Raw genomic sequence first — 25,603 nt, 5'->3', positions numbered from 1 at the left:
GACACGCGGGGCCGGGCCTCACCAGATGAGGACGCGGTCCTCCGGGTCCAGCCACATGGGATCGCCCTCCCGTGTGCCGAAGGCCGCGTGGAACGCGTCGATGTTCCGGGCCACCTGGTTGCAGCGGAACTCGTTGGGCGAATGCGGGTCCGAGGCGATGCGGGTGACCATGGTCTCCGGTCGGGTGAGCTGGCGCCACACGGCGGCCCACGCCGCGAAGAACTCCCGGTCGCCCGCCGCGGCGTCCTGGGAGGCGCCGTCCCGTTCATCGCGCCAGATCTCCAGCGCCCGGTGGGCGATGCCCAGCCCGCCGAGGTCGCCGATGTTCTCCCCGAGGGTGAACTCGCCGTTCACGGAGCGGTCCGGCGCCTCAGCAGGGCTGAGGGCGCTGTACTGCTGCACGAGCCGGGCGGTGAGGTCCGCGAAGGCCTCGCGGTCCTCGGGCGTCCACCAGTCGTGCAGGCGCCCGGCGCCGTCGTACTGCGATCCCTGGTCGTCGAAGCCGTGGCCGATCTCGTGCCCGATCACGGCGCCGATCGCGCCGAGATTGGCGGCCATCGAGCGCTCGGGGTCGAAGAACGGGGGCTGCAGGATGGCGGCCGGGAAGACGATCGCGTTCTCGAGAGGCGAGTAGTACGCGTTCACGGTCTGCGGGGTCATGTGCCACTCGCGGGGATCGGGCCCCTCCTCGATCTTGGCGAGGTCGTGCTCCCAGCCGAACGCGGCGAGGGCGCGGCTGTTGCCCACCAGGTCCCCCGCGTCGACCTCGAGGGCGGAGTAGTCCACCCACGTCTCCGGGAAGCCCACCATGGGCCGGAACATCGCGAGCTTCTCGAGGGCCCGCTGGCGGGTCTCCTCCCCCATCCACTCCAGCCCGGAGATGGAGCGACGGTACGCCTCCATCAGCAGCTCCACGAGCTCGTCCATGGCCTCGCGGTGGCCGGCGGGGAAGTGACGCGCCACGTAGAGGCGGCCGACGTCGTCGCCGACACCCCCGTTGACGAAGGCCACGGCGCGCTTCCAGCGGGGGCGGACCTCCTCGCTGCCCGCCAGCCGCCGGCCGTAGAAGGCGAAGCTCTCCTGCACGAACGGGTCCGGCAGGACGGCCGCGAAGGATCGCAGCACCTGCAGCTCCAGCCAGTGCTTCCAGTCCTCCAGGTCCGCGGCGTCCTCACCCGCCAGGAGGCCCTGGACGCCGGAGAGGAAGTCCGGCTGCCACACCACCACCTCGTCCGCGCGGACACCGTGGGCGCCCACGCCCTCGAGCCACGCGGCGCCGAGCGGGAAGAGCTCCAGGAGCTGCTCGCGGGTCATGAGGTTGTAGCGGGCCACCGCGTCCCGGCTGCGCACCACGTCCCAGTGCAGGGCGGCGATGCGCGCCTCGAGGGCCACCACGCGCTCGCCCACGGCCACCGCCTCGGCCTCGTCGCCGCCGATGCCCGCGAGCGCGAACAGGGTGCCGACGTGCGCCGTGTACTGGGCGAGGATCTCCGCGTAGGCCTCCTCACGGTAGTAGGACTCGTCCGGCAGGCCGAGCCCACCCTGCAGCAGGTGCAGGAGCATGCGCTCCGGCGCGCCCGCGTCGTTCAGGGCGCCGGTGTTCACGAGCCCGGAGACGCCCTGACGCTGCAGCAGGCCGGAGAGGGTGAGGAGCTCCTCCGCGGTGGAGACCGTCTCGATGGCGGCCAGGTCTCCCACGATCGGCTCGAGGCCCCGCGCCTCCACGGTCTCCTCGTCCATGAACGAGGCGTAGAGCGCCGCGATCCGGCGCCTGCGGGGGGCGTCCTCCTCGGAACCGGACGAGGTGGGGCCATCCGCCCCCGTCTCCCGCACGGCGTCCTCGCACAGATGGCGCACCGCGAGCTCGGCGGCCTCCCGCAGCTCCAGGAACGCGCCGAACGCGCCCTGGTCGGCGGGGATCTCGTGGGTGGCCAGCCACTCCCCGTTCACATGGCGGTAGAGGTCCTCGCGCGGCGAGGGGGCGGTGGCGGGGTCTGCGGTCACGGCGGCGTCTCCTGGGTCCAGAACGAGCAGCGGCCCGGGCGGGCAGCTGGCGGATCTGCTCCGCACTCTAGCCGCCGGCCCGGGCCGCACGTCGGGGAAGGGGGTCTCAGGCGACGACCGAGGCCAGCTTCGCGAGGGACTCCTCCAGCTGCTCCTCGGAGACCATCGGGAAGAGGTTCTTCTCCAGCAGCTCCGGGTCGGTCACGGCGGTCCAGTCGTAGGTGAGGGACACGTCCGTGCTGCCGGAGCCGTTGTCCTCGAGCCGGTAGACCCACTGCCAGCCCTTGGGCTCGGTGCCGGCGGGGGCGGTCTTCCAGCCCACGAGCTTGTTCTGGTCGTAGGCCACCACGTGGTTGTCGGTCTGGTAGTCCCCGCCCATGTGCTCGGCGTGCATGTTCATGGTGAACACGTCGCCCACCTTCTGGATGCGCTGGGACTTGTCATCCGCGCGCACCATGCCGGAGCCGTCGAACGTCGAGTGGTTCGACGGCAGCGTCAGCACGTCGAAGATGTCCTTGGCGGAGGCGTCGATGGTGCGGGTGACGGTGATCTGCTTCTCGCCCTGGGGCGTCTCGTTCTTGTTCATGCCCTCACCGTAGGCGCTGACGCGGGGCGGGCGGCAAGGCCTGCCCGCCCCGCGTCAGTTCCCCGCCCCCCGTCAGTTCCCCGCGGACGGCGCGGACGGCGCGGACGGCCCGGCGGGCGGCACGTTCCGGCCGGCCCGGTAGGCCGACACGCTGGCCTCGCCCGCGAGGTGGAAGCGCCACGGGAAGCGCACGGACCCGCCCTCCCCGGACACCCCGACGCGCGGACCGCGCCGCACCTCGGCGCGGCTCTGCCCCGGCGGCGGGGGCGCGAGGAGGAAGCGGGCCGGACGCACGGCGTCGGCGGGCGCGCCCGGGGCCGCGATCGTCTGGTCTGCGGCCGGTCCCTCGGCGAGGGAGACCGAGTCGGCGGGCGGGGCGTCGTCGACAAGCTCCACGGGCGCGTGGCCCATCGCGAGCGTGATGCCCAGCCCCTGGCCCAGGTTGCCGGGGCCGGAGAGGAGCTTCACGGCGGTGTCCCGGCCGCGGCGTCCGACGGCGAGCCCCCGCCCGTCCACGACCTCCCCGGCACGCAGCAGGACGCCGCCGGCCTGGTCCGCGGGGTGGCCCACCAAGTTCAGGCACTTGTGGATGCCGTAGTTCAGGTACACGTAGGTGTGACGCACGGGCCCGAACAGCGCCGCGTTGCGCTCGGTGCGCCCGCGGAACGAGTGGGCGCCCGGGTCGACGCCGGCGTCCCCGTAGGCCTCCGTCTCCGTGAGGCGCACGGTCACCGCGCCGTCCGCTGCGGCCACGGTGAGGCGGCAGCCGAGCAGGCCCTCGGCCAGCGCGGTGGGGTGGGCCTCGAACAGGGCGGACAGCTCGGCGCGGTTCATGCGGCCGGCGAGGCGCCCGGGGCGGACAGCACCATGTTGTCGATCAGGCGCACGGGGCCCACCTGCGCGGCCACGAGCGCGAGGGCGTCCCGGCGCAGCGGCTGGCACAGCAGCTCCGCACCGAGCTCCTCGAGGGTCCCCCGGTCCACCACCACGAGGTGGTCGAGGGTGACTCCGGGCTCGTCCCGGACCATCTGGCGCGCCGCCTCCACGTCGATCACCGTCTCCTCGTCCGCAGCCTCCGCGAGGGAGCGCAGCGCCCGGCTGAGCACGAGGGCGGAGACGCGCTCCTCGTCCGAGAGGCGGGCGTTGCGGCTCGAGAGCGCCAGCCCCTCCGCGGAGCGGACGATCGGGACGGCCCGCACCTCCACGGGGACGTCGAGGTCGTGGGCGAGACGCCGCAGCACGGCGACCTGCTGGGCGTCCTTCTGGCCGAAGTAGCTGCGCAGCACGCCCCCACGCGGCGGGCGGGCGAGGTTCCAGAGCGTGGCCACCACGGTGCACACGCCGTCGAAGTGCCCCGGGCGGGACGCGCCCTCGAGGACGGTCCCCATCCGGCCCGCCGTCACCCGGACGAGGGGGGCGTCCGGGAAGCCGGGGTACATCTCCGCCGTGCTGGGCGCGAAGACCACGTCCGCTCCAGCCTCGGCGAGCAGCTCCAGGTCCGCCTCGAGCGTGCGGGGGTAGTGCTCCAGGTCCGCCGGGTCCCCGAACTGCAGGGGGTTCACGAAGATGCTGACGGCGACCACGTCGTTCTCGGCGCGGGCGCGGCGCACGAGGGCGGCGTGCCCGTCGTGGAGGGCGCCCATCGTGGGCACCAGACCCACGGTCGCCGCGGCGGCTCCGGCGTCCTCGGCGCGATCGACGGCGGCGGCCAGCCCGGCGCGGAAGGCGTGCTTCGTCGTCGTGAGCGCGGAGGCGCCGGACGGTGCAGAGGCGGGCAGCGCGGAGGCGGTCGGTGCGGAGGGGCGAGACGCGGCGTTCACGCAGGCGAGTCTAGGGGCGCGAGCGGCGGGGCTGGAGGCCGGACAGCCCGCCCGCCCGGCGCGGACGCGCAGAGGCCCCCGCCGACATGTGGTCGACGGAGGCCTCTGCGCGGGGTGGTGTGGAACGCGACTCAGGCGTTCTTGGCGGTCCCCTTGACCTGCTGGGCAGCGTCGGCGGTCTCCGCCTTCAGGCCCTGGGCCTTGTCGGCGCCCTCGGCCTTCACGTGGTCGGCGGCGTCGGCGGCGGCATCCTTGACGGACTGCGCGGCGTCCTGGGCCAGGGGCTTGAGGTCCTCGCCCATCTCCTGCGCGACGTGCTTGGCCTGGTCCACCAGCGGGGCGGCATGGTCCTTCACGCGCTCGGCGGCGCGCTGCTCGACCTCGGAGGCCGGGATGAGCGCGCTGACCAGCATGCCGGCGCCGAAGGCGATCAGGCCGGCGGCGAGGGGGTTGCCGGCGGTGCGGCCGCGCACCTGGGCCGGAGCCTGGCGGACGGCGTGCTGGGCGTCGTCTGCCCAGTCACGGGCCTGATCCGCCACGTCGTGGGCAGTGCCACGAGCCTGGTCGGCCACGTCATGGGCGGTGCCGCGCGCGTCCGCGGCCGCGTAGCGGGCTCGGTCCGTGGCGGACGGGGAGGTGTGGTGGTCGGGCGTGCCCATGATGTTCTCCTTGACGGACTGCAGGCCGTCCTTCACGCCGTGCTTCACGCGCTCGGTCTGGCGGCTCACGGCCTTGGTGGGGCTGACCTTCTCGGCCAGCGCGTCGACGTCCTGGCCCAGCTCGTAGCGGGTGCGCTCGATCTCGGCGCGGATCTCATCGGGGTTGTTGCTCGTGGTCATCGCGTCTCCTTCGCGGGGTTCAGGGTCTCGGGGATCTCCTGAAGCGTCTGCTGGGTCTGGGGAAGACCCTTGATCTTGTCGAGGTGCTTCTTGCCCATGGAGGCCAGCACAGCGGCGGCGATGCCCCACAGGACGGCCACGATCAGCGCCGCCCAGCCGAGGGGCATGAGCGCGCCGAGCCCGTACATCAGGGCCATCGAGAGGAACATCAGCACGAAGAAGCCGGCGACGGCAGCGCCCGCCAGCATTCCGGCGCCCTTGCCCGCCTTCTTGGCCGAGTCGGTGGCCTCGGCCTTGGCCAGCGCGATCTCCTGGCTCACCAGCGTGGAGAGCTTCGCGGAGAACGAGGTGAACATCTCGCCGAGCGACTCGTGCTCGGCGCGGGCCTCCGCCTGCGTCGGCGCGGGGGTGTGGGCCCCGGCGATGTGTCCCGTGGTGGTGCTGCCGGCCGCGGGAGCGGGTCCGTGCGTCTCGTGGGCCGTGCTCATGCGCGGCCCCCGGGAAGGGTCTGGTCGAACGGATCCGTGGCGGAGACGGGCATCCCGGTCACCGGGTCGACCTGCGGCACGGGCATGGTGCCGCGGGGCAGGTCCGAGTCGCGGGGGGCGTCGTCGCCGGTGTGGGCCGGGATGCTGGAGGAGATGTGGTGGGGGGCGACATCGCCCTGCACGCCCGTGGGCTCCATCTCGCGACGGTGCTGGGGGGCACGGTCGTCGCGGCCTGAGGTCAGCTCGGGCTGCTCGGCGTCGCGCATGCCGCGGGTCAGGCGGCCGGCCACCACGCCGAGGCCCAGGGCGACGGCGAGGAAGGTGCCGGGCTTGCGGGCGGCGAAGCCGCGCACGTCCCGCAGGAGGTCCTGGGGCTGGGAGGTCTCGAGGCGCTGGGTCAGGGACTCGGCGCGGTCGGCGACGGCGGTGACGGCCTGGCGGACCACGTCCGACTCGGGCTGCTGGCCCGAGAGGACGCGGTGCAGGTCGTCCGTGACGGAGCGGGCCTGGGTGGCGAGGCGCTCGTGCTGGGTGCCGACCTGGCCGGTCACCTGCTCCTGCACGGTGCCCGCGAGGGACTTGACCTGCTGCACGGCGGCGTCCTTGACCTCGCCGGCCTCATGCTGAGCGGTCTGCGCCAGGTCCTGCGCGGCGCCCTTGGCGTCCTGCGCGACGTTCTTCGCCTGGCCCTTGGCCTCGGCGGCGGTCTCCTCGGCCCTGCCCTTGGCGGCCGAGTCCTCGCCCTGCGGCGCGTGGGCGCCGTTCTGGGCGTTGTGCGACGTGTTGTTCTTGTTCGCCATGACTTCCCTTCCTTTGTTCTGCTCACGTCGTGCCCGCCCATTGACGCGGATGCGACGACTTGCGGTCAGCCTAGGGGGTCCCGAAGGAAGCGGGAAGGGCTCCCCGACGCGGAATCATCCTCCGCTGACGGCGAGGGGCGGCACGCCGCGTCTGCCGCGCGCCGCCCCCTGGCCTGAAGGGAGTCAGCGCCCGCGGCGGATGCCGTGGCCCCTGCCCTGGCCCGGGTGCTCCTCCTTCTCGGCCATCTGGGCGTGAGCGGCGTGGGCCGGGGCCTGGGAGGAGGGAGCGGCGACGGGCGGGGCGGCCAGCGGGGCGCTCACGGCGACGGCGGCCGCGAGGGCCACGGCGCCGCGGGCGAGGTCATGCCGCCCGTTCCATCCGGCCAGGTGTGACCGGGGCAACGCGGGCCCCTCATCGGGAGGCAGGCATACACGCCGCTACGACATGGGGAAGCGGCGTGTGTGCCTGCCTCCGCGAGCGGCACAGGGGGCCGGGCGGGGAGGAGGGGATCCGGGAGGTCATGGGGTTCCTCCTTCTGCGCGGAGGGAGCGGACCCTCCCATTCCCCTGCCCGCGTGACGCCGGCCCGGCCACCGGCCGCCCAGCGCGACGAATCCGGGACGCCGGCCCGGCCTCCGGCTGAGCAGGGTCAGCCCGCCGTCGGCCGCCCCAGCCCCAGCACATCGGGCACCGCCGGCGCGTCCTCGCCGCGCACGTGCTGCCCGAGGAAGCCGAGCACCACCTCGTACCAGACCTTCGCGTGCTGCGGCGCGAGGATCCAGTGGTTCTCCTGCGGGAAGTAGAGGAAGCGGTGAACGGTGGAGCCGTCCTCCGCCGCGGGCAGCCCGGACTTCGCGAGCAGCTCGGACCACAGGCGCAGCCCCTCCCCGATCGGCACGCGGTAGTCCTTGTCCCCGTGGATCACGAGCATCGGCGTGACGATGTCCCCCACGAACCGATGCGGCGAGTTCTCCTCCTGCATCTCCGGACTCATCTCGCGCGCCCAGTAGAAGGCGGCGTCCGTCGTCGGGCCGAAGCCGTCCAGCGCCCACAGCGACGCGTGGGTGACGATCGCCCGGAAGCGGTCCGTGTGCCCGGCGACCCAGTTGGCCATGTAGCCGCCGAAGGAGCCGCCCATCGCGGCGGTGCGGGTCGCGTCGATGTCCGCGCGCGCCTCGACGGCGTCCGTGATGGCCATGAGATCCGTGAACGGCTCGGCACCCCAGCGGCCCCAGCCGCGCTGGACGAACTCCTGGCCGTAGCCCGTGGAGAGCGCGGGGTCCGGCATGAGCACCGCGTAGCCCTGGGCCACCGCGATCCACGGCGTCCAGCGCCAGCTCCACGCGTTCCACGAGCCGAGCGGGCCGCCGTGGATCCACAGCAGCAGCGGGTGGCCGCCGTCGGGGGCCGCACCCTCGGGCAGGGCGAGCCAGCCGCGCACGCGCGCGCCGTCGTCGGCGGTGGCCTCGACGTCCTCGAGGCGGCCCGGGATCTCCGGGCGCTCCGCGGGGTTCCGCAGGCGCTCGGCCTCGCCCGTGACGAGGTCCAGGCGCGCCACCTCAGGCGGGAAGAGGTAGGAGGAGCGCACGCCGTACGCCGTGGTCCCGTCCGGGGAGAGCACGATGTCGGACCACGCCTCGTCCGCGTGGGTCACCTGGGTGACCTCGCCGGTGGCGACGTCGATGCGGAAGACCGGGCGGCGGCCGTCGGAGTCCGCGAGCGCGATGACGGCGGAGTCGTCCGGCAGCCACGCGACGACGTCGGCCCAGCGATCCCAGCCGTGGGCGAGCGGGGTGGTCTCGCCGGTGGCCGTGTCCAGGAGGAAGAGCTGGGGCGCCACGGCCGAGTCCGGCGTGGAGTCCGGGGTGCGGGTCAGGATCGCGCGGGTGCCGTCGTGGCTGACGGGCCCGACGTGGGCGTCCTCGCCGGGGACGTCGTGCAGGTGTCGAGATGCAGCGAAGAGTTCACACGACGCGCGGTGAACTCTTCGCATATCAGGCGGGATCCGGTCGGCGTGAAATCTGGGTGTCCCGGTGGGCGCTCCCGCGCGCCCCAGGGCCCGCCAGAAACGTACGGGCGGCTGCCGCTCTGGCGGGTCGGTTGTGGCGAGTCATGTGGCGGGCGGACAGGGTCGGATGTGGCGCGCACGGCGCATGGCGGGGTCCCTCGCCACAAACGACCGTTTGGGCGGGCTCAACGCGAGCAAGTCGTCCGCACGGCACATATGAGCTGCTCGGTCTGACTGAGGTCGTCGACGACCACGACAGAGCGCAGCCCCTCAGTGGTGCTCATGTCGATGTGGGCCTGGCCTCCGTTGTTGATCCGCAGCCCGTCTGGGGAGGTGGCCAGCCCGGTGACGAACCAGTTGAGCAGGCCATGGTTCATGCCGTCGTCGGGTCCGCAGGTGATCGTGGCGATCTGATGGACAGGGATGGCGCGAGAGTAGAACGGCGCGTGCACGTGCAGCTCGGGGTTGGCCCCCTCAGTGAGCTCGAGAGTGATTCTCGCTCCGAGACTGGCCAGGCGGTTGCCGTACGAAGCTGCCTCCGCCCCCAGCTCTTTCAGGCCGGGCCGCGCGATGTGAGGACGGCATCGACGGCGTCGGCCTCCTTTCCCGTGGACTGGTCCACGATGCGCAGGGATTCTGCGATGCCCGGTGACTGAAAGAGGTGGTGGGAGATCTTCGTCTCCACCGCCTCGAGCTTCTGGCGGAGGTCTTGGTGTGAGTCTCTGCGGGGCATGGGGATCCCTTCGTCTGGAAGGCGGAGATTCCCGGTGTCGGAGGCGGACTTCTTGGGGACAGGATCCCACGAGGTGAACAGCGCCGGGTAAGGCCCGGGCTGGTGTCGCCTATCACGGCGTCTTCCGATCCGCCCAGGAATTACGGTGAGCGTTCTCGGGGGTGGGGTGGAATTTGACGTCCACTTTATAAGGGAATACGTTCATCAGGAAAGAATCCATTTCGTGAAAGGAAAGACAATGGCGATCATCTCCACCGTGGCCGATGACTTCGACGGCTCGACCCCTGCTGAGGCGGTGCGTTTCTCCGTGGCGGGGCGTGATTACGAGATCGACCTGTCCAAGGAGCACCGGGCCGAGCTGGACGCGATCATGGCCGAGTTCCAGGACCGGCTGAAGAAGTTCACCGACGTCGCCCGGCCGGCCGGCCGCGCCGCGTCCACCGGGCGGACCCCGGCTCGCCGTTCCTCGGGTTCCGGCGTGGATGCCTCTACCGTGCGGCTGTGGGCCGTGGAGAACGGGTTCGACGTCAAGGACCGCGGACGCATCCCGGTCGAGGTCATGGACGCCTACCGCAACCGCGGCAAGAAGGGTTGAGCCCGCAACTCGCTTGGACGCCGGTCCGCGTCCTGTGTGAGCGTAGGGCCGGCGCCCCAAGAGTTCAGCTATATTAAATCTTATGCCTGCATCGTCACGCGAGCTCCGGATGGCCGTCGGATCGGATCGGCCAAGTCGTCAGGGAGTGCGGCTGTTGGGACCAGCCTTCGTGGCGGCGGTGGCCTATGTGGACCCCGGCAATGTCGCGGCGAACCTGACGGCCGGGGCCCAGTACGGATATCTGCTGGTCTGGGTGCTGGTCGCAGCGAACCTGATGGCCATGCTTGTGCAGTACCTCTCAGCGAAGCTCGGGCTCGTCACCGGCCGCTCGCTGCCCGAGCTGCTGGGACACCGGATGCCGCGCGGGCGGCGTCTGGCGTACTGGGTGCAGGCGGAGATCGTGGCCGCCGCCACGGATCTGGCCGAGGTGATCGGAGGGGCCATCGCTCTGCACATCCTCTTCGGCATCCCCCTGCTGGCCGGCGGGGTGATCGTCGGGGTGGTCTCGATGATCCTGCTGGGTGTGCAGTCCCGGCGCGGGCAGCGGCCCTTCGAGTTCGTCGTCGTGGGCCTGCTGGCCGTGATCACCCTCGGGTTCGTCTCGGGGCTGTTCTACGGGCCCATCTCCTGGGGTGAGGCCGTGGCGGGCATGGCCCCCCGGTTCGAGGGAACCCAGACCGTGCTCTTGGCGGCCGGCATGTTGGGGGCCACAGTGATGCCCCACGCGATCTATGTGCACTCAGCTCTGGCGCGCGACCGCCACCAGGGAGCCCACACCAATCCGGCCACGCTTGGCGGGCTGCTGCGGGCCACCCGGTGGGATGTGGGACTGTCCCTTCTGGTGGCAGGGTCGGTGAACATCGCGATGCTGTTGCTGGCGGCGGCCAACCTCTCCGGGGTCTCCGGGACGGACAGCATCGAAGGTGCCCATGCGGCGATTACGGCCGCGCTGGGCCCCACGGTGGGTGTCCTTTTCGGCGTCGGCCTGCTGGCCTCCGGGCTGGCCTCCACCGCGGTGGGCTCCTATGCGGGGTCGGAGATCATGGGCGGGCTGCTGCACTGGCGCATCCCTCAGATGGTGCGACGGGTGCTCACGCTGATCCCCGCGCTGTTGGTCATCGCCTCCGGGGTGGATCCCACCTGGGCGCTCGTCCTCTCCCAGGTGCTGCTCAGTGTCGGCATCCCCTTCGCCATGATCCCCCTAGTCCGCCTGACCGGCGCCCGGGCCGTGATGGGCCGACACGTGAACTCCGCGCCCCTGCAGACGGCGGCATGGGTGGTCGTGGCTCTGATCGTGGCCCTGAACGCCGTGCTGCTGTGGCTGACGTTGACCGGGCAGGAGTGAAGGAGGCCCCGCTATCGTGCAGGCCATGAGCCTTGACGAGATCACTCCGGTGGCCCAGGACTACCTCAAGGCAATCTGGTCTGCCACGGAGTGGGGAGACGCGCCGCTGAGCACGAATAGCCTGGCCGCACGAATGGGCACCACCGCGCCCAACGTCACCGAGACGGTCAAGCGCCTGGCAGCTCAGGGCCTGGTCGAGTACCAGCCCTACAAGCCCGTGACCCTCACCGGGAAGGGACGCGAGCACGCGATCGCGATGGTGCGCCGACACCGGCTGCTGGAAAGCTTCCTCGCCGCGACCCTGGGCTACTCCTGGGACGAAGTCCACGCGGAAGCCGAACGACTCGAGCACGCCGCCTCCGACGAGCTGATCGAGCGGATCGACCAGATGCTGGGCCGCCCCACGCGCGATCCCCACGGCGACCCCATTCCCACTCCCGAAGGGCAGCGGGCACAGCCAGCCCACGCGGTCCGCCTGGACGTGGCCGAGCCGGGGTTCTACCGGGTCCTACGCATCTCCGACGCCGACCCGCAGCGTCTGGTCCGCTTCCAGCAGGCCGGACTCGTTCCCGGCACTGTCGTCGAGGTGACCGAGGCGGGCCACTCCCGACTGCGCGTGGTCGCAGTCGGGCCCGTGGAACTCATCGAGACGGATGCGGCTGCCATCTGGCTGGTGCCGAGCGCGACTCGAGGATGAATCGTCCTCACCTTCATTGCGCATCGGTGCCGCCCCCGTCGAGAAGCAGGCTGTCCAAGGGGGTATACCCCTTTACACGCCCCCCGCCCCCACGAGAGGATCACGTCAGAGTGGGTTCAGTTCGGTGTGAGCAGCTTCGCTCTGTGTCGCGGTTTTCGCTGCGTTCCGTGTCGGGTTAGGTGGTGCCGATGACGAGGGTGCTGCGGGCGGCTTCGACGACGTCGTTGGTGATGACGTCGAGCTCGTTGATCTTCAGGACACGTTGAATCTGTGGGAGGAGACGTTCGAGGAGACGGAAGTTGCCGCGGGTGATGCGTTCGACGGCGGCGATGGCTTGCGCGTCAGTGAAGTCGTCGGGGTCGAGGGTCTTGCCGAGCTTGCGCCATTGACGTTCGAGGACGAACAGCAGCTCGTCGTGGCCGAGGGGGCGGTACTGGTGGGCGAACCCGAGTCGGCTGTAGAGCTGTGGGTAGTGAGTGAACTGCTTCTCGATGCCGGGCATGCCGATCAGGATCATCGCGATGCCTGTTCGGTCGTACTGGTCGCGGAGCCACTCGATGGCGTTGCCGGTGAGGCGTTCGGACTCATCGATGATGATCAGCTCGAGCAGTGACGGGTTGGGGCCGTGCGCGTGGTCGACGTGGCCGCCGTGGAGGACGAGGTGTTCCTCGATGCAGCGTTCGGTGCGGATCATGTCGTGCTGGAGGTCCTCTTGCAGGGCGCGCATCGTCGCGGAGACCTCGGGCGTGTAGAAGACGGTCCGGGCGCGGTGGGCCGCGGCATAGATCTTGGTGACGTTCACCTCGTCGGGCGTCGGTTCGTGGTTTGTGAGCTCGTTCCCGGTGCCGGCGCGGCCGGCCCACCAGGTGTTCGAGAGAATCTGGCCCGGGTTAAGAACCGGGATGGGGCGTTCGTAGCGCTTGACGAGGTAGGGCGCGAGGAGCCGGTCGGAGTCGTCGGGGATGACTATGGGCGGATTAAAGGTGACGGTGATGTCTCGCGCGGGGGTCGGTCCGAGGTTGGTGATGATGAAGTCGATGGAGGAGTCGCTATCGACCGCGGGGCGGAACTCGGCGGCGATCATCGGCTGGGATCGGGCTTTGCTGTCCAGGGCGGCGGAGATGAGCGCGATGATCGCGACGAGCGCGGCGACAACGCCGGCGACGGCGCCGATCGCGCTGCCGTACTCGTTGATCCAGGTCCAGGCCTCGAGCACGCTCATCCGGGTCATGAGGTGAGCGTAGCTGCGAGGCGGAACTGGCTAGAGAGACGGGGCGCGTCGTCTGGACATCGTGCCGCCGCAGGCTCTGAGGCGCCGGCGGCCGCGGATCGCGCCTGAGATGGATCGGCGGCCACCGGCGCGGGGGTCAGTGCGCGGCTCCGAGCTCGATCATGAGCACCCCGACGATGATCAGGCCGATACCGGCCGCCATCACCTTGGTCAGCGGTTCCTTGAAGAGGATGCGGCTGAGGACCGCGGTGAGCGCGACACCGGACGCGGCCCAGATGCCGTAGGCGACTCCGAGGGCCAGGCCCTCCACGAGGGCCATGGTGATGCCGAAGAACGCGATGCCGTAGCCGCCGAGGACGGCGAGCAGCCACAGGCCCTTCTTCTTGGAGCCGGAGGTCGCCATGCGCAGCGAGAGGGCGCCGGCGACCTCGAAGATGATCGCGATGATGAGGAACAGGTAGGCCATCAGACGGTCCCTTCACGCTTCTTCGTCGCGGCCTGCGAGCCGAGCTCGACGCACAGGACCCCGCCGATGACGACGGCGATGCCGAGGGTCATCAGCGCGGTCAGCGGCTCTCCGAAGATGACTGCGGAGAGGATCGCGGTCAGGGCCACTCCGGCGGCTCCCCAGATGCCGTACCCGACGCCGAGGGGCATGCCCTGCTTGAGCGCGCCGGCCAGGAGCGTGAACGCTCCGATGTAGCCGACCGCGACGAGCGCGAAGAATCCGGGGGCGTCGACGGCAGCTTTCAGTGACAGGGAGCCTGTCACCTCGAGCGCGATCGCCCCGGCGAGGAACACCCACTTCATTTCTGTACTCCTTCATCGATCAGTCGTTGGGCGATGCCGCGCACGAGTGCACGCTGCTCACCGGTCATGCTCAGAAGTCCGAGCGCCTGGTCGGTCCAGGCGCCGTCAGCGATCAGACGCGCCGACTGCAACGCGGCTTTCTGGCCAGCGTCGCCGGGTGCGTCCTCCCCGAACCAGGGCCGCAGGCGCTCCCGCCACTGGGCGGCGAGAGTGTCGCGCAGCTTCACATCCGCGAGCAGCGCGAGATCGCCCCCGTCGAAATCGGAGAGCACCTCGAAGTCCACATACGCGCGCAGCCGCTCGACCGGATCGGTGACCTCCCCGATCGTCGCGGCGAGCTGTCCCTCCCAGAGGTCCATCACCCGATTGACGACGCCGACCATCAGCGCCTCCTTCGAGGAGAAGTGATGCACCACCCCCGCCTTACTCATGCCTGCTTCGGAGGCGACGGAATCGATCGTCACCACGCCACCGCGCCGCAGCACGGCGATCGCATCATCGAGCAGCTGCTCGGTCGTCTTTGCCATGCCCCGAGAGTACCGACCAAACGTTTGGTCGGTCAAGTGACATAGCGCTATGGGTAGCAGGCGTCCCGTAAGGGGATCGCTTACCGGCACACACAGATACGACGCCGAGCGCCGCGAAAATCCGCGGCGCCGAGTGTCCCGTGTGAGCAGCTTCGCTCTGTGTCGCGGTTTTCGCTGCGTTCCGTGTCGGGTTAGGTGGTGCCGATGACGAGGGTGCTGCGGGCGGCTTCGACGACGTCGTTGGTGATGACGTCGAGCTCGTTGATCTTCAGGACACGTTGAATCTGTGGGAGGAGACGTTCGAGGAGACGGAAGTTGCCGCGGGTGATGCGTTCGACGGCGGCGATGGCTTGCGCGTCAGTGAAGTCGTCGGGGTCGAGGGTCTTGCCGAGCTTGCGCCATTGACGTTCGAGGACGAACAGCAGCTCGTCGTGGCCGAGGGGGCGGTACTGGTGGGCGAACCCGAGTCGGCTGTAGAGCTGTGGGTAGTGAGTGAACTGCTTCTCGATGCCGGGCATGCCGATCAGGATCATCGCGATGCCTGTTCGGTCGTACTGGTCGCGGAGCCACTCGATGGCGTTGCCGGTGAGGCGTTCGGACTCATCGATGATGATCAGCTCGAGCAGTGACGGGTTGGGGCCGTGCGCGTGGTCGACGTGGCCGCCGTGGAGGACGAGGTGTTCCTCGATGCAGCGTTCGGTGCGGATCATGTCGTGCCGGAGGTCCTCTTGCAGGGCGCGCATCGTCGCGGAGACCTCGGGCGTGTAGAAGACGGTCCGGGCGCGGTGGGCCGCGGCATAGATCTTGGTGTCGTCTTCACTGCGTGCGGCCCACCTGGCGATGAACGGGCCGATGCTGTCCCAGTGCGCGTAGCGGCGCGCTGAGAGGGTCTTGCCGACGCCGGCGGGCCCGAAGCAGACGCCGATGGTGTTCTGCTTCCGGACCGCGTCGGCAAACTCTGCGAACCGGCGGTGCTCCTTGGTGACGATGAACTGGCTCGTCATGACCGGTCCTCCTCGTAGGTCTTCAGTCGCGGCCGATCCGTCTCGACGGCTGCCGGTGTGGTGGTGTCGTCGAGTTTGGGATTGACGATCGCGATGCGTTCGTGGATCTGCCCGCGTAAAGCCCGGCGGTGAGCGTTCCTGGCGGCTTGGATCTGCTTGAGGCTGATCGTCTCGGTCTGGTGCTCGGTGCTGATCGCGGTGCAGAGGAACACGTCGCGGTGGAAGACGCGGATCTCGGTGACGTCGCGTGGGTCGTACCGGACACTCACGGTGCTACCGACGAACGGCGCGAGAGTGGCCGCGGTGTAGCGGAGGCCCTCGAAGTGGATGCCATCGCGCTGCACGACCCGCGTCGTGGGGACGGTGAGCAGGAACCCGTCGAGCTGTTCAAGGGACTCCGGGAGCCGTGGCAGCCACCCGTCTGCAATCCACGCGTGCAGTGGGCTCGTCCGGAGCTCGCGGTGGGTGCGGGCGTTGTAGCTGCGGATGAACGTGCTGATGGCACTGTCGACGCCGCCGAGATCCAGCGCCGGCGTCGGCGCCGAGGATCCGGCTGCGAAATGGCCGGGGAGCGTTGGGAGCAGTTCGGTGTTGATCGTGCCGAAGAACCGCTCGATCTTCCCGCGCCCCTGGGGCCGGGCGACCTGCGAGTGGATGATGCGGAGGTGCAGCACAGCGGCGGTGTCGCCGAGACGATGGCTGGTGAAGTCGGACCCGTGGTCCGTGTAGAGCACGTCCGGGATCCCGCAGACGGGCCAGTCCGGTTCCGGCTTGTGCCAGATCGCTTGGCGCAGCGCGAGCGCGGTGTTCGCCGCTGACGGGGCACCGAGGAACACCATGTACCCGCAGATCGCGCGGGAGTAGTCGTCGAGGATCACCGTCAACCACGGCCGTGCGGGCTTGCCGTTGGGCCCGACGATGAGCAGGTCAAGCATCGTGTGGTCCGCCTGCCAGATCGCGTTCGGGCGGTCCGCGCGACGTCGGAGCAGCAGCTCGTGTTTGTCACGGTATGACGCTGGCCCCTCGAGTGCGAGCGTCACCATTCCGGGATCGAGCCCGTTCACGATCGACCGCACGGCGGAGTACGACGGCGACGGCAGTCCCCGTTCAGCGCAGTGGACGCCAACCTGACGGTGAATGGTGGCGATCGACGGCCGCGGCTTGGTGAGCGCAAGCCCTTCGACCAGGCGGACGAGTTCCGGTGCTGTGCGTCGGACGCCATGGTCGGCGCGAGCGTCGTCGGCGAGGGCGGCGTATCCGCCTGTCCGGTAGCGGGCGAGCCAGCGTTGCAGGGTGCGCTCGGTGACGCCCGTGCTGCGGGCCAGAGTGGCAAGCGGGATTGCGTCCTCGACGTGCAGTCGAAGGATTCGCCACCGCTCGCTCGCGTCCATGACCGGCTACATCGTCGGTGAGGGCTTTGCGCGTCGGCGGGCGACGGGTTCGGCGTGCTTCGCGAGCGTCCGGTAGATGGTGGTGCGGCTGACGCCGAGGACATCGCCGATCTGCGCGACGGTCATGTCCTGCTGTTCGTAGAGCCGGCGTGCGGTGCGCACCTGGTCCGCGGAGAGCCGAGATGGTCGGCCGCCGGTTCTGCCGCGGGCTCGGGCGGCGGCGAGGCCGGCGTTGGTGCGTTCCTTGATGAGGTCCCGTTCGAACTCCGCCAGCGCAGCGAAGACGTGGAACACAAGCCGGCCACCGGGTGAGGTGGTGTCAATGGTCTCCTGCAGCGACCGGAACCCGATGCCGCGTTCGGCGAGTGCGTGCAGCTGGTCGATGAGGTGCCGGATGGATCGACCGAGCCGGTCGAGTCGCCAGACGACGAGAGTGTCGCCGGGGCGGAGCTGGTCGAGGAGCTTGTCGAGCTCGGGCCGGTGTTGCAGCGACCCGGACATGGTGTCGACGAACACGCGGTAGCAGCCGGCGGCGCCCAGCGCGTCGATCTGTAGCGACGCGTCCTGGTCGGTGGTGGACACGCGCGCGTACCCGAGGAGGTGACCCATGGAGAGAACGTAGCGAAACTCGACCAGGAGGGGTAGTGGCGGCACGTAGATTCCGGGATTGGGTTCCGTTACAAGACACGCCGCCTCACACGCTGCCGAACCGTCGGCACGGGCAGTTGTAGCGGAGTCGTTCGTATTTGCTACAGCCGGTGAGTCAGCGCCGCGAGCCGGAGCGCTTGGACGGAACGTCGTTGTTGTTCCGCGCGATGGCGGCCGTTGGCCGGAGAGGGGTGTGGTGCCGCGATGACGGGTACGAGTCGGGGGTGCTCGTCCAGGGTGAGGTGCCGCATGACTCCGTTGAGGGCGGCGGTACCGTACGTGACGATGGCATCGAGCACGGGGAGCACCTTGAGCAGAGTTTCGAGGGCGTGTCGCCCCTCGTCGATGTCCACAGGTCGGACGCGGCCGAGAATCTCCCACGGGATGAGGTTCCAGCGGAGGTAGTCGTTGCGTGCGAGTCCGGACTCGATGCGGGCTGCGCGGAACGCGGCCGCGGTCGGGCCCGGGTTGTCCTCGCTGCAGATCGCCGTGTGCGCTGCGGCGATCGTCTGGGGGCCGGGCGACTGCATGAGGACCAGGACGCGGCTGGATGTGCCGCCGGATCTCGGGTCGAAGTTCGGGACGAACCGCCGTGAACCGTCGGGTGCGGTGCGCCATGCCTCGGCGAGGGCGTTCAGGGATCGAACGTCCGCGACCTCGTCCGCGAGTTCGTCGGGGGTGCTCATGCCGGCTGTGGTGGTGCGAGGAGTGTGCCGCGGATGACGGAGCCGTGGAAGGTGCGGACGGCAACGGTGATCCACGCGGCGACGAGGCCCACGTAGTAGACGACTGCGAGGACGGCGACGACGGTGAGTCCGGAGTGCAGGGCCAGGCCGTTCAGGCCGGTGACGCAGGTGCCGACGGGGAACGTGAATGACCACCAGGTCAGGCTGAACAGCAGGTGTTCGCGGGCGGTGCGGATGGTGATGGCGAGGGCGATGACGGTCCACAGCAGCGCGAAGCCGAGCATCGCGAACCCGTACACCAGCGCCACGACCAGCAGTGCGTGGGCGGTCGACGCGTCGACGACGGCGGGGGCGTTCGATGCGAGGAGGTTTACCGCGGTGATGGACTGTCCGACCGGTCCGAGGACGATCCACAGGGTCGGCACCATACCGGCGGCACCGACCTTGTGTTGCGCGAGACGGTTCCAGATCAGCGTAATGACGACCAGGGACGTGATGAGGCTGAGGCCGAAGAAGCCGTAGCAGGACCACAGCAGGGTCTCCCGTGCCTGCCCGGCGGGGGCATACGGCAGGAGGAGCGCACCGGTCGAGGCGGACACCATCGGCGGGACGATCGGCATCAGCCAGCCGCCGAACGCGGATTCGGGCGTGTTCTCGTGGCGGGTGAACGCCAGGTACGGCACCAGGACCGCGGTGAGCAGGCCGCCGATGGTGCCGATGGTCCAGAGGACCCAGTCGACGGTGACGGCGGCGGGGAGGCCGATCCAGTCCTTGCCGAGGAGGATCGTGCCGGCGCCGACGGTGAGGAACGCCATGGGCGGTGCGCCGTAGAAGTGGGAAATCACCGGGTTGAGGTGGTGCTTCGCTGCGGTGCTCCGGTAGCGGACCCAGTGCAGGACCGTCGCGATGGTGAGGGCGACGAGCAGGACCGCCGCGATCGCCCAGACGACCGTCGCCGCCGTGCGCAGACCGGGGAACTGCAGCGGTAACGACGCGGCCGCGACGGCGACGATCCCGGTCCCCATGATCGACGCGAACCAGTTCGGGGTCAGGTTCGACACGATCAGGCCGGGCCGCTCCAGCTCCCGGAACAGCCGCCGGTCGCGCACACCGTGCTCAGAGGCTGCGGGTGCGTGGGCGAGGTGAGCGGACATGCACCCATCGTGCGCGTGTGCCCCGTGGTTCGGGAACGGCGGACTCGTTGGCAGGGCACAATGGTTGCTTGTGGCACTGCGGCGGTTGACGGACCGGATCCTGGACCTCGACACCCTCGAGGTCCTCGTCCGCGTCGCGGAGACCGGGTCGTTGACCCGCGCGGCCGAGGTGTTGGGGGTGACACAGCAGGCGGTGTCTGCGCGCTTGCGTGCCGCGGAGCAGGCGACCGGTCAGCCGCTGGCGCACCGGACGGCATCCGGGACCGCGCTGACCGACGCCGGCCGGGTGGTGCTCGGTCTCGCCGTCCCGGTGTTGGAGGCCTCCCGGCGGCTTGAAGCAGGCGTCGCCGCGCTGCGGGAACCGGCGGGATCCCTCGTGATCGCAGCGTCGCAGACGATCGCCGAACTCCTGCTGCCCGGATGGCTGCTCACCCACCGTGCTGCCACGCCGGATGCGTCGGTGCGTTTGATCGCGGGGAACTCCGCCGACGTGACCGACCTCGTCCGTTCCGGCGCTGCCGACGTCGGGTTCACGGAGACTCCTGCTGCGCCGATTGGCCTCTCATCGTTGGTGGTCGATGAGGACGAACTCGTGGTCGTCGTCGCCCCGCACCATCCTTGGGCAAGCGCTTCGGCCATCACCTCGGATGACCTCGCGGAGACACCCCTGCTGCTCCGTGAGGAAGGGTCCGGCACCCGCTCCACGGTCGAAGCGTGGCTCGACGACGCGGGTCTGACCCTGGTCCCGCCGGCTGCAGTGCTGGAAACGACTGGCATCATCCGCGCCAACGCTCGAGCGGGCATCGCGCCCGCGGTGATGAGTCTCCGCACCGTCGACACTGACCTCGAAGACGGTGCCCTCGTCCGGGCGCTACTGCTCGGCCCGCCACTGATCCGGCCGCTGCGAGCGATCTGGTCAGGCCGCCCGGGGCCCGCTGTGACGGCGTTCCTGGACACTGCTCGCAGCTCGAGTACCGGTGGTCAGATCAGTCCGTAGGGCAGCTCCGGGTGCTGCTCGGCGATCTCGGTGAGCCGGTTGTACTTCGCGACGCGTTCCCCGCGGCCGGGTGCGCCGGACTTGATCTGCCCGGTGCCGGTCCCGACAACGAGGTCCGCGATGAACGTGTCCGTGGTCTCCCCAGAACGGTGGGAGACCATGCTGGCCATCCCGATGCTCTTGGCGGTGGCGATCGCGCCGAGGGTCTGGGAGACGGTCCCGATCTGGTTCGGCTTGATCAGTGCCGCGTTCGTCAGCTGCTGCTCGCCGCCGTCGCGGATCCGCTGTGGGTCGGTGACGTAGAGGTCGTCGCCGACGATCTGGATCCGGTCGCCGAGCGCCGCTTGCATGCGGCGGAACCCCTCATGGTCGTCTTCCGCGAACGCGTCTTCGATGCTCCGGATCGGATACGTGTCGATGAGGTGCCGGTAGTAGTCGACCAGCCCGTCCCGGTCGAGGCTGTCGTTGAGCACCCGGTAGGAGCCGTCGCCCTGGGAGAACTCGTTCGCGGCCGGATCGAGCGCGATCGCCACCTGATCGACGCCCGGCTCGTAGCCGGCGGTACGGATCGCGTCGACGAGCAGGTCGAGCGCTTCCTCGGGCGCAGCGATCGACGGTGCGAAACCGCCCTCGTCGCCGAGGCCGAGGCTGCCGAACCGGTCCCGAACCAGCGCCGCGAGAGCGTGGTACACGTCTGCGCCGATTCGGACGGCGTCTGCCATCGAGCCTGCGTTGACGGGAGCGATCATGAACTCCTGGAAGTCCAGCTCGTTCGCTGCGTGCGCGCCGCCGTTGAGGACGTTGAAGTGCGGGACCGGCATCCGCGGCGTCGAGCCGGTGATCTCAGCGATCCACTGCCAGAGCGGGAGGTCCGCGGCATGGGCGAGGGCCCTGGATGCGGCGATCGAGGTGGCGACAACGCTGTTCGCGCCGAGCCGGCGGTACCCGGTGGTGCCGTCGAGTTCGGCAAGGGCGGCGTCGATCTGCCCGATCGCCGACCACGACCGGCCGGTGAGGAGCCCTGAGATGTCGGTGTCGATCAGGTGGAGCGCCTGGGTGACGTCGCGGCCGCCGAACGCGGAACCGCCGTCGCGGAGCTCGACGGCTTCGTGGGCGCCGGTGGATGCGCCCGCGGGGGCGTCCCCGGTGACGGTGCGGCCGTCGTCGAGCTCGAGGGACACGCGGACGGTCGGGTAGCCGCGGGAGTCGAGGATGCGGGCGCCGTGGACGGCGTCGATGGTGACGGGGTGGTCGTGGTGGGTGACGTACTCACCCTGATGGGCTCCGTGGTGGTGGATGCCGCTGATGTAGTCGTTCATGGTGACGCTCCTTCGGTTCGGTTCGGGTCATGCGTCGAGCTGGTCTGTGGTTGGAAGGGGAAGCCGCGGGGAGGCGGAGGGACGACCTGCTGGCGATCACTCAGCGCCAGTGCCTCCCCGCGGCAGTCTGTGGACCCGTGGGTCACGGGTGTCGGGTGTGGGCGTTCTGTGCGGTGCGGATGACGGCTTCGGCAGCAGCACGGTCGGCCCACCCGTTGGTGGTGACGTGCTTGCCGTGCTCGATCTCCTTGTAGTGGGCGAAGAAGTGCTCGATCTCCGCCAGCGTGTGTTCCGGCACATCGGTGATGTCCCGCAGCTGCGCGAAGCGGTCGTCGCCAGCGGGAACGGTGAGGATCTTGTCGTCGCCGCCGTTCTCGTCGACCATGCGCAGCATCCCGACCGGCCGGACCGTGATGACGACGCCGGGGAACGTGGGACGGGGCAGGAGCACCAGGGCGTCGAGGGGGTCGCCGTCATCGCCGAGGGTGTTGTCGATGGAGCCGTAGTCCTGGGGGAACACCATGCTGGTGAACACCGCCCGGTCGAGCCGGATCCGGCCGGTGGTGTGGTCGACCTCGTACTTGTTGCCGCTGCCGCGGGGAATCTCGATCGTGACGTCGAACAGCATGGGTACCTCCGGTGCTGGAGCGGGTGGGTGGTCAGTGAGTGGGGTGGTCACAGGGTGCCGCCGAGGAGGATGCCGGCGGTCGCGGCGGCGACGGAGACGACGAGCATTCCGAGACCGTTGATCGCGGCGGCGGTGATCCGTCCGCTGCGGGCGAGGCGGACGGTTTCGAAGCTGGCGGTGCTGAACGTGGTGTAGCCGCCCATCACCCCGGTGCCGAGGACCGCGACCGGCACCGCGCCGAGGTGCGTGGCGGCGCCGACGATGATCCCCAGCAGCAGCGACCCGGTGATGTTGATCGTCAGCGTGCCGACGGGGAGCCGGAACTCCCGGCCGGTGTTGATCAGCCCGTCGAGGAGGAACCGACCGGCAGCGCCGGCACCGCCACCGAGGGCGACGACGACGATGAGGGCGGCGTTCATGCTTCCTCCGTTCGGGGACGGAACCAGCCGGCGACGACGAGACCGCAGGCGGTCGCGATCGCGCCGGATAGGACAGTGAGGAGCGCGTAGCCGGTGCCAGCGAGGCCGTGGCCGTCGAGGAACAGGGCGGCGGTGGACTCGGCGAGGGTGCTGTAGGTGGTGAACCCGCCGAGGACCCCTGTCCCGAGGAGCAGCCGCAGCACCCTCCGGCGACCGGCATCGGGCCCACGGTGCGCGAGCGCTTCCAACAGCACACCGAGGGCCAGCGCCCCGGTGATGTTGATCCAGAAGATCGACCAACTCACCCCGCCATCGGCAGGGAGCACGCTACTGATGACGTCGCGGAGGGCAGTACCGCCGGCCCCACCGACGGCGACGAGGCCGACGTACCGCCACCGCAGATGCACCGGCCGCATGGTCGTTGCCGGGTCGGAGACGTCGACGTCCGGGTCGGGAGGGAGCTGGTCGTCGGGCATCGGGGTGTCCGTTCGGGTGGTCATGTTCCGCCTTCTGCCGCGACCAGCGCCGCGGCGTGCTGTGCTGCTACCGGATCCAGGAACGCCCCACCCCGCGGGACGAGAGCACCCGTCGGGGCGAGGTGGTACTGCACGGGTTGCCCGGTCGGCAGGTTGAGCTGCTCGAGCTCCGGGTCGGTGAGGTCGTCGATGCATGCGCAGAGTGCGCGGAGCGAGTTCCCGTGCGCGACGACGAGGACGCTCCGCCCTGACCGCACCATCGGCAGGAGCCGGTCGTGCAAGACGGGGCGGACCCGCTTGATGACGTCCGAGAGTGCCTCGGTGCGTCGGAGGGCGCCGTCGGGCAGGCCGCGCAGCGCGGAGCTCGACCGCAGTTCCTCCCACAGGTGCAGCGACATCGGTGGCGGTGTGCCGGTACGGGACCTGCGGAGCCGCACGTACTCGTCGTCACCGAGCATCCGACGGGCGTCGGTCTTCGTCATCCCGGTCAGGGCACCGTAGTTGCGTTCGTTGAGCTGCCACACCGCTTCCGTGGGCAGCTGTGTCCCGAGGGCGTCGCAGACCAGTTCGGCGGTGCGGACGGCACGGCGCAATGTGGAGGTGACCACGACGTCCGGCGTGATGTGGTTCGACCGGAGGAGCTGTCCGGCTGCGGATGCTTGCCGTTCGCCGCGGTGCGTGAGCGGGACGTCGAGGAGCCCGGTGAAGGTGCCGGCTTCGTTCGCGGTGCTCTCCCCATGCCGCAGGAGCGTCAGCATGCCCGTCACGGGGCTTCCGACGGGAGGAGGACGGTGGCGCCGACCGGGTCGTGCGGGACGACCAGTATCGGCCGGTGCTGCTGATGCGTCAGGTGCGCGGCGACGGACCCGGTGAGCAGTTCCGCTATCCGGCGTCGGCCAGCCTGGGATCCGACGACGATCATCACCGCGTCACGTTCCTCAGCCACCGCAGCGAGTGCGTGACTCGGGTCCCCGACGCGGGAGACGAAGTCCACGTCGACCGATCGCGCCGCAGCAAGATCTCTGATGACCCGCATGTCTTCGTCGGGGAGCTGCTGCGGGTCGCTGTCCGCCGTGTCCGGGTCGATCGGTTCGATGATCTCCGACCCGTCCGCACGCACCCCCGCTGACAGCAGCGCCGGATCGACGACCACACACACCAGGCGGGCGCTGAAGCGTTCAGCGACGGCAGCCGCGACACCGACGACGTCGTGCCCCTGCCCGGACTGCACACCGACCACGACAACACCGGCAGTGTTCGACTCGACCATGACATCTCCCTACCTCAGGCGCACAGAAGCGCAACCAGCTGAGATAGGGACTGTTGTCGACGAGTGTCGAGGTTGGGTCCGGCAAGCCCCACTGCCGGGTCCGAAGACACCACCAGTATGCACCCACCACCCCATGCCCGCACCGACGATCTTCCGCACCTCGAGAACCGGTCCGCTTCGTGACGCGGGACGACAGGGAGAGAAGCTTGAAGGACGACACAGAGCGAAGCTGTTCACAAGTTCGGACCCGTTGGACATACCTGACGGAGGGTCTTAAACGTGGTTGGACAGACGGTGGCCTATGTGCGGGTCAGCTCGGCGGAGCAGAACCTGGACCGCCAACTCGAAGCGGTGGGGGAGTGCGACCGGATCTTCGAAGACAAGATCTCCGGCAGCTCCCGCGCCAAGCGCACCGGATTGGCGGAGCTGATGCGGTACGTGCGGGAGGGGGACCTGGTGAAGGTCGCCTCCATGGACCGGCTGGGCCGGGATACCCGGGACCTGTACGCGATCGTGGACGAGCTGACCGACAAGGGGTGCGCGGTGCAGTTCATGTCCGAGCGGATCACCGTGGACAAGTCCGGCACCTCCCCGGTGGATGGGCTGATGCTGGGCGTCCTGGCAGCGTTCGCTGAGTTCGAGCGTCGAAGGATTAAGGAGCGCCAGGCTGAGGGCATCGCGTTGGCCAAGGCCCGCGGTAAGTACGTGCAGGCCCCGAAGCTCTCGGACACCGACGTGGAGCAGGCGCGCGTGATGATCGACATGGGGATTCCGAAGGCCGAGGTGGCGCGCACATTCGGGGTAAGCCGGCAGACGCTGTACACCTCGCTGTCTCGTAGTGCTGGGGCGGAGGGGTGAGCTTGGCCGCCAGGAGGGTTGCGAGTTTTTCGTTTCGTAACTCATACCAGGTGCAGGCGGCGGCCACCTGCAATCCGCCTCTCACTGTCGCCGGCATCTTAGGAGCCTGCAACGGTGTGGGGTCTCCACGTTCGCCGACGCCGCCCGGGGCCAGGCCTGGCGGCTGTAGCGATGCAGAAGGCGCTCACTGGGTGTTCGGAAGGGGCAGGACGGAGCGAGACTGATGCGGGAATGGGTGTCAGCCTGACCTGACCTATGGGTCGGTTTCCA

General features: G+C 69.9%; 29 protein-coding genes and 2 pseudogenes. 5 read left to right on the top strand and 26 right to left on the bottom strand.

Annotation, left to right across the window (positions count from 1 at the left end):
• Positions 1-18: 18 nt before the first annotated feature.
• The 11 genes and pseudogenes from AAG742_RS00760 to AAG742_RS00710 all read right to left on the bottom strand — a co-directional run bounded on the left by AAG742_RS00760 (position 19) and on the right by AAG742_RS00710 (position 9,278).
• Positions 19-2,004 carry a M13-type metalloendopeptidase gene (locus AAG742_RS00760; RefSeq protein ID WP_298710681.1) on the bottom strand — a complete coding sequence of 662 codons (1,986 nt, stop codon included), beginning with the start codon at positions 2,002-2,004 and terminating at the stop codon, positions 19-21.
• Between the two features lie 106 nt (positions 2,005-2,110).
• Complete coding sequence (locus tag AAG742_RS00755; RefSeq protein ID WP_298710686.1) at positions 2,111-2,590, bottom strand: SRPBCC family protein; 480 nt, start codon at positions 2,588-2,590, stop codon at positions 2,111-2,113.
• 72 nt (positions 2,591-2,662) lie between these two features.
• Positions 2,663-3,424: a DNA-3-methyladenine glycosylase gene (locus AAG742_RS00750; protein WP_298710690.1), complete on the bottom strand. Its 762-nt coding sequence runs from the start codon at positions 3,422-3,424 to the stop codon at positions 2,663-2,665.
• Positions 3,421-4,302, bottom strand: a complete 882-nt coding sequence (panC, locus tag AAG742_RS00745; RefSeq protein WP_298710874.1) for a pantoate--beta-alanine ligase — start codon at positions 4,300-4,302, stop codon at positions 3,421-3,423. The genes AAG742_RS00750 and panC overlap by 4 nt, the downstream gene beginning before the upstream one ends.
• A 239-nt stretch (positions 4,303-4,541) precedes the next feature.
• Positions 4,542-5,249 (bottom strand): DUF3618 domain-containing protein, encoded by a 708-nt coding sequence (locus AAG742_RS00740; protein ID WP_343282185.1) that lies wholly within the window; start codon positions 5,247-5,249, stop codon positions 4,542-4,544.
• On the bottom strand, positions 5,246-5,737 hold the full coding sequence (locus AAG742_RS00735) for a phage holin family protein (protein ID WP_298710696.1): 492 nt from the start codon (positions 5,735-5,737) through the stop codon (positions 5,246-5,248). Before AAG742_RS00735 ends, AAG742_RS00740 begins: the two co-directional genes overlap by 4 nt.
• Positions 5,734-6,537: a hypothetical protein gene (locus tag AAG742_RS00730; RefSeq protein ID WP_298710698.1), complete on the bottom strand. Its 804-nt coding sequence runs from the start codon at positions 6,535-6,537 to the stop codon at positions 5,734-5,736. Before AAG742_RS00730 ends, AAG742_RS00735 begins: the two co-directional genes overlap by 4 nt.
• A gap of 183 nt (positions 6,538-6,720) precedes the next feature.
• A complete protein-coding gene (locus AAG742_RS00725; protein ID WP_298710700.1) occupies positions 6,721-6,939 on the bottom strand; it encodes a hypothetical protein in 219 nt (72 codons plus the stop codon).
• Positions 6,940-7,186: 247 nt separating this feature from the next.
• A pseudogene (locus AAG742_RS00720) lies at positions 7,187-8,479 on the bottom strand (alpha/beta fold hydrolase); the annotation flags it as partial.
• Between the two features lie 251 nt (positions 8,480-8,730).
• Positions 8,731-8,997, bottom strand: coding sequence for a hypothetical protein (locus tag AAG742_RS00715; RefSeq protein WP_003038478.1), 267 nt, complete (start codon positions 8,995-8,997; stop codon positions 8,731-8,733).
• 101 nt (positions 8,998-9,098) lie between these two features.
• The gene (locus tag AAG742_RS00710; protein WP_164971935.1) at positions 9,099-9,278 is read right to left on the bottom strand and encodes a hypothetical protein; all 180 of its coding nucleotides are present in this window, start codon (positions 9,276-9,278) and stop codon (positions 9,099-9,101) included.
• 238 nt (positions 9,279-9,516) lie between these two features.
• Here AAG742_RS00710 and AAG742_RS00705 point away from each other — a divergent pair, with 238 nt between their 5' ends.
• The 3 genes from AAG742_RS00705 (at position 9,517) to AAG742_RS00695 (ending at position 11,915) form a co-directional block, all read left to right on the top strand.
• The gene (locus AAG742_RS00705; protein ID WP_104318905.1) at positions 9,517-9,873 is read left to right on the top strand and encodes an Lsr2 family protein; all 357 of its coding nucleotides are present in this window, start codon (positions 9,517-9,519) and stop codon (positions 9,871-9,873) included.
• 109 nt (positions 9,874-9,982) lie between these two features.
• On the top strand, positions 9,983-11,218 hold the full coding sequence (locus tag AAG742_RS00700; RefSeq protein WP_104318904.1) for an Nramp family divalent metal transporter: 1,236 nt from the start codon (positions 9,983-9,985) through the stop codon (positions 11,216-11,218).
• Positions 11,219-11,243: 25 nt separating this feature from the next.
• A complete protein-coding gene (locus AAG742_RS00695; RefSeq protein ID WP_049147408.1) occupies positions 11,244-11,915 on the top strand; it encodes a metal-dependent transcriptional regulator in 672 nt (223 codons plus the stop codon).
• A 175-nt stretch (positions 11,916-12,090) separates the two neighbouring features.
• Here the strand turns inward: AAG742_RS00695 and AAG742_RS00690 are convergent.
• The 9 genes and pseudogenes from AAG742_RS00690 to AAG742_RS00650 form a co-directional block, all read right to left on the bottom strand.
• A pseudogene (locus tag AAG742_RS00690) lies at positions 12,091-12,705 on the bottom strand (AAA family ATPase); the annotation flags it as partial.
• A 577-nt stretch (positions 12,706-13,282) separates the two neighbouring features.
• Positions 13,283-13,612, bottom strand: coding sequence for an SMR family transporter (locus AAG742_RS00685; protein ID WP_020628217.1), 330 nt, complete (start codon positions 13,610-13,612; stop codon positions 13,283-13,285).
• Entirely contained in the window at positions 13,612-13,956 is a 345-nt protein-coding gene (locus AAG742_RS00680; RefSeq protein ID WP_031943843.1) for an SMR family transporter, read from the bottom strand. Before AAG742_RS00680 ends, AAG742_RS00685 begins: the two co-directional genes overlap by 1 nt.
• Positions 13,953-14,483 carry a TetR family transcriptional regulator gene (locus tag AAG742_RS00675; RefSeq protein WP_002857203.1) on the bottom strand — a complete coding sequence of 177 codons (531 nt, stop codon included), beginning with the start codon at positions 14,481-14,483 and terminating at the stop codon, positions 13,953-13,955. Before AAG742_RS00675 ends, AAG742_RS00680 begins: the two co-directional genes overlap by 4 nt.
• A gap of 191 nt (positions 14,484-14,674) precedes the next feature.
• On the bottom strand, positions 14,675-15,487 hold the full coding sequence (locus tag AAG742_RS00670) for an AAA family ATPase (protein ID WP_002857202.1): 813 nt from the start codon (positions 15,485-15,487) through the stop codon (positions 14,675-14,677).
• Positions 15,484-16,878: a Mu transposase C-terminal domain-containing protein gene (locus AAG742_RS00665; RefSeq protein WP_002857201.1), complete on the bottom strand. Its 1,395-nt coding sequence runs from the start codon at positions 16,876-16,878 to the stop codon at positions 15,484-15,486. Before AAG742_RS00665 ends, AAG742_RS00670 begins: the two co-directional genes overlap by 4 nt.
• Positions 16,879-16,884: 6 nt before the next feature.
• Positions 16,885-17,487 carry a recombinase family protein gene (locus AAG742_RS00660; protein ID WP_002857200.1) on the bottom strand — a complete coding sequence of 201 codons (603 nt, stop codon included), beginning with the start codon at positions 17,485-17,487 and terminating at the stop codon, positions 16,885-16,887.
• A gap of 140 nt (positions 17,488-17,627) precedes the next feature.
• The gene (locus AAG742_RS00655) at positions 17,628-18,212 is read right to left on the bottom strand and encodes a uracil-DNA glycosylase family protein (protein ID WP_002854173.1); all 585 of its coding nucleotides are present in this window, start codon (positions 18,210-18,212) and stop codon (positions 17,628-17,630) included.
• Positions 18,209-19,366 (bottom strand): TDT family transporter, encoded by a 1,158-nt coding sequence (locus AAG742_RS00650; protein WP_002854171.1) that lies wholly within the window; start codon positions 19,364-19,366, stop codon positions 18,209-18,211. Before AAG742_RS00650 ends, AAG742_RS00655 begins: the two co-directional genes overlap by 4 nt.
• A gap of 70 nt (positions 19,367-19,436) precedes the next feature.
• Between AAG742_RS00650 and AAG742_RS00645 the strand changes: the two genes are divergently transcribed.
• Positions 19,437-20,363, top strand: a complete 927-nt coding sequence (locus AAG742_RS00645) for a LysR family transcriptional regulator (RefSeq protein WP_002854169.1) — start codon at positions 19,437-19,439, stop codon at positions 20,361-20,363.
• On the opposite strand, the gene eno is transcribed toward AAG742_RS00645, so the two are convergent.
• The 6 genes from eno to AAG742_RS00615 all read right to left on the bottom strand — a co-directional run bounded on the left by eno (position 20,348) and on the right by AAG742_RS00615 (position 24,475).
• Positions 20,348-21,682, bottom strand: coding sequence for a phosphopyruvate hydratase (gene eno, locus AAG742_RS00640; RefSeq protein ID WP_002854168.1), 1,335 nt, complete (start codon positions 21,680-21,682; stop codon positions 20,348-20,350). The genes AAG742_RS00645 and eno overlap by 16 nt on opposite strands.
• Before the next feature lie 142 nt (positions 21,683-21,824).
• Complete coding sequence (locus AAG742_RS00635) at positions 21,825-22,310, bottom strand: inorganic diphosphatase (RefSeq protein ID WP_002854167.1); 486 nt, start codon at positions 22,308-22,310, stop codon at positions 21,825-21,827.
• Positions 22,311-22,357: 47 nt separating this feature from the next.
• The gene (locus AAG742_RS00630) at positions 22,358-22,729 is read right to left on the bottom strand and encodes a CrcB family protein (protein WP_002854166.1); all 372 of its coding nucleotides are present in this window, start codon (positions 22,727-22,729) and stop codon (positions 22,358-22,360) included.
• On the bottom strand, positions 22,726-23,229 hold the full coding sequence (locus AAG742_RS00625; RefSeq protein ID WP_002854165.1) for a CrcB family protein: 504 nt from the start codon (positions 23,227-23,229) through the stop codon (positions 22,726-22,728). Before AAG742_RS00625 ends, AAG742_RS00630 begins: the two co-directional genes overlap by 4 nt.
• Positions 23,226-23,963: a 2,3-diphosphoglycerate-dependent phosphoglycerate mutase gene (locus tag AAG742_RS00620; protein ID WP_063718739.1), complete on the bottom strand. Its 738-nt coding sequence runs from the start codon at positions 23,961-23,963 to the stop codon at positions 23,226-23,228. Before AAG742_RS00620 ends, AAG742_RS00625 begins: the two co-directional genes overlap by 4 nt.
• Before the next feature lie 5 nt (positions 23,964-23,968).
• Positions 23,969-24,475 (bottom strand): universal stress protein, encoded by a 507-nt coding sequence (locus AAG742_RS00615; RefSeq protein ID WP_002854163.1) that lies wholly within the window; start codon positions 24,473-24,475, stop codon positions 23,969-23,971.
• 279 nt (positions 24,476-24,754) lie between these two features.
• Here AAG742_RS00615 and AAG742_RS00610 point away from each other — a divergent pair, with 279 nt between their 5' ends.
• Positions 24,755-25,333, top strand: coding sequence for a recombinase family protein (locus AAG742_RS00610; RefSeq protein WP_225348733.1), 579 nt, complete (start codon positions 24,755-24,757; stop codon positions 25,331-25,333).
• Positions 25,334-25,603: the final 270 nt, after the last annotated feature.

This window comes from Micrococcus sp. 2A (assembly GCF_039519235.1).
Lineage (GTDB): Bacteria > Actinomycetota > Actinomycetes > Actinomycetales > Micrococcaceae > Micrococcus.
Note: the sequence above shows the minus strand (reverse complement) of the source record. Positions and strands in the feature narration are given on the sequence as shown.

Excerpts from the sequence above, each read along its gene's own strand:
- AAG742_RS00755 (WP_298710686.1), bottom strand. The coding sequence starts at position 2,590 with ATGAACAAGAACGAGACGCCCCAGGGCGAGAAGCAGATCACCGTCACC.
- AAG742_RS00750 (WP_298710690.1), bottom strand. The coding sequence starts at position 3,424 with ATGAACCGCGCCGAGCTGTCCGCCCTGTTCGAGGCCCACCCCACCGCG.
- AAG742_RS00740 (WP_343282185.1), bottom strand. The coding sequence starts at position 5,249 with ATGACCACGAGCAACAACCCCGATGAGATCCGCGCCGAGATCGAGCGC.
- AAG742_RS00735 (WP_298710696.1), bottom strand. The coding sequence starts at position 5,737 with ATGAGCACGGCCCACGAGACGCACGGACCCGCTCCCGCGGCCGGCAGC.
- AAG742_RS00730 (WP_298710698.1), bottom strand. The coding sequence starts at position 6,537 with ATGGCGAACAAGAACAACACGTCGCACAACGCCCAGAACGGCGCCCAC.
- AAG742_RS00710 (WP_164971935.1), bottom strand. The coding sequence starts at position 9,278 with ATGCCCCGCAGAGACTCACACCAAGACCTCCGCCAGAAGCTCGAGGCG.
- AAG742_RS00705 (WP_104318905.1), top strand. The coding sequence starts at position 9,517 with ATGGCGATCATCTCCACCGTGGCCGATGACTTCGACGGCTCGACCCCT.
- AAG742_RS00700 (WP_104318904.1), top strand. The coding sequence starts at position 9,983 with ATGGCCGTCGGATCGGATCGGCCAAGTCGTCAGGGAGTGCGGCTGTTG.
- AAG742_RS00695 (WP_049147408.1), top strand. The coding sequence starts at position 11,244 with ATGAGCCTTGACGAGATCACTCCGGTGGCCCAGGACTACCTCAAGGCA.
- AAG742_RS00685 (WP_020628217.1), bottom strand. The coding sequence starts at position 13,612 with ATGGCCTACCTGTTCCTCATCATCGCGATCATCTTCGAGGTCGCCGGC.
- AAG742_RS00680 (WP_031943843.1), bottom strand. The coding sequence starts at position 13,956 with ATGAAGTGGGTGTTCCTCGCCGGGGCGATCGCGCTCGAGGTGACAGGC.
- AAG742_RS00675 (WP_002857203.1), bottom strand. The coding sequence starts at position 14,483 with ATGGCAAAGACGACCGAGCAGCTGCTCGATGATGCGATCGCCGTGCTG.
- AAG742_RS00670 (WP_002857202.1), bottom strand. The coding sequence starts at position 15,487 with ATGACGAGCCAGTTCATCGTCACCAAGGAGCACCGCCGGTTCGCAGAG.
- AAG742_RS00665 (WP_002857201.1), bottom strand. The coding sequence starts at position 16,878 with ATGGACGCGAGCGAGCGGTGGCGAATCCTTCGACTGCACGTCGAGGAC.
- AAG742_RS00660 (WP_002857200.1), bottom strand. The coding sequence starts at position 17,487 with ATGGGTCACCTCCTCGGGTACGCGCGCGTGTCCACCACCGACCAGGAC.
- AAG742_RS00655 (WP_002854173.1), bottom strand. The coding sequence starts at position 18,212 with ATGAGCACCCCCGACGAACTCGCGGACGAGGTCGCGGACGTTCGATCC.
- AAG742_RS00650 (WP_002854171.1), bottom strand. The coding sequence starts at position 19,366 with ATGTCCGCTCACCTCGCCCACGCACCCGCAGCCTCTGAGCACGGTGTG.
- eno (WP_002854168.1), bottom strand. The coding sequence starts at position 21,682 with ATGAACGACTACATCAGCGGCATCCACCACCACGGAGCCCATCAGGGT.
- AAG742_RS00635 (WP_002854167.1), bottom strand. The coding sequence starts at position 22,310 with ATGCTGTTCGACGTCACGATCGAGATTCCCCGCGGCAGCGGCAACAAG.
- AAG742_RS00630 (WP_002854166.1), bottom strand. The coding sequence starts at position 22,729 with ATGAACGCCGCCCTCATCGTCGTCGTCGCCCTCGGTGGCGGTGCCGGC.
- AAG742_RS00625 (WP_002854165.1), bottom strand. The coding sequence starts at position 23,229 with ATGACCACCCGAACGGACACCCCGATGCCCGACGACCAGCTCCCTCCC.
- AAG742_RS00620 (WP_063718739.1), bottom strand. The coding sequence starts at position 23,963 with ATGCTGACGCTCCTGCGGCATGGGGAGAGCACCGCGAACGAAGCCGGC.
- AAG742_RS00615 (WP_002854163.1), bottom strand. The coding sequence starts at position 24,475 with ATGGTCGAGTCGAACACTGCCGGTGTTGTCGTGGTCGGTGTGCAGTCC.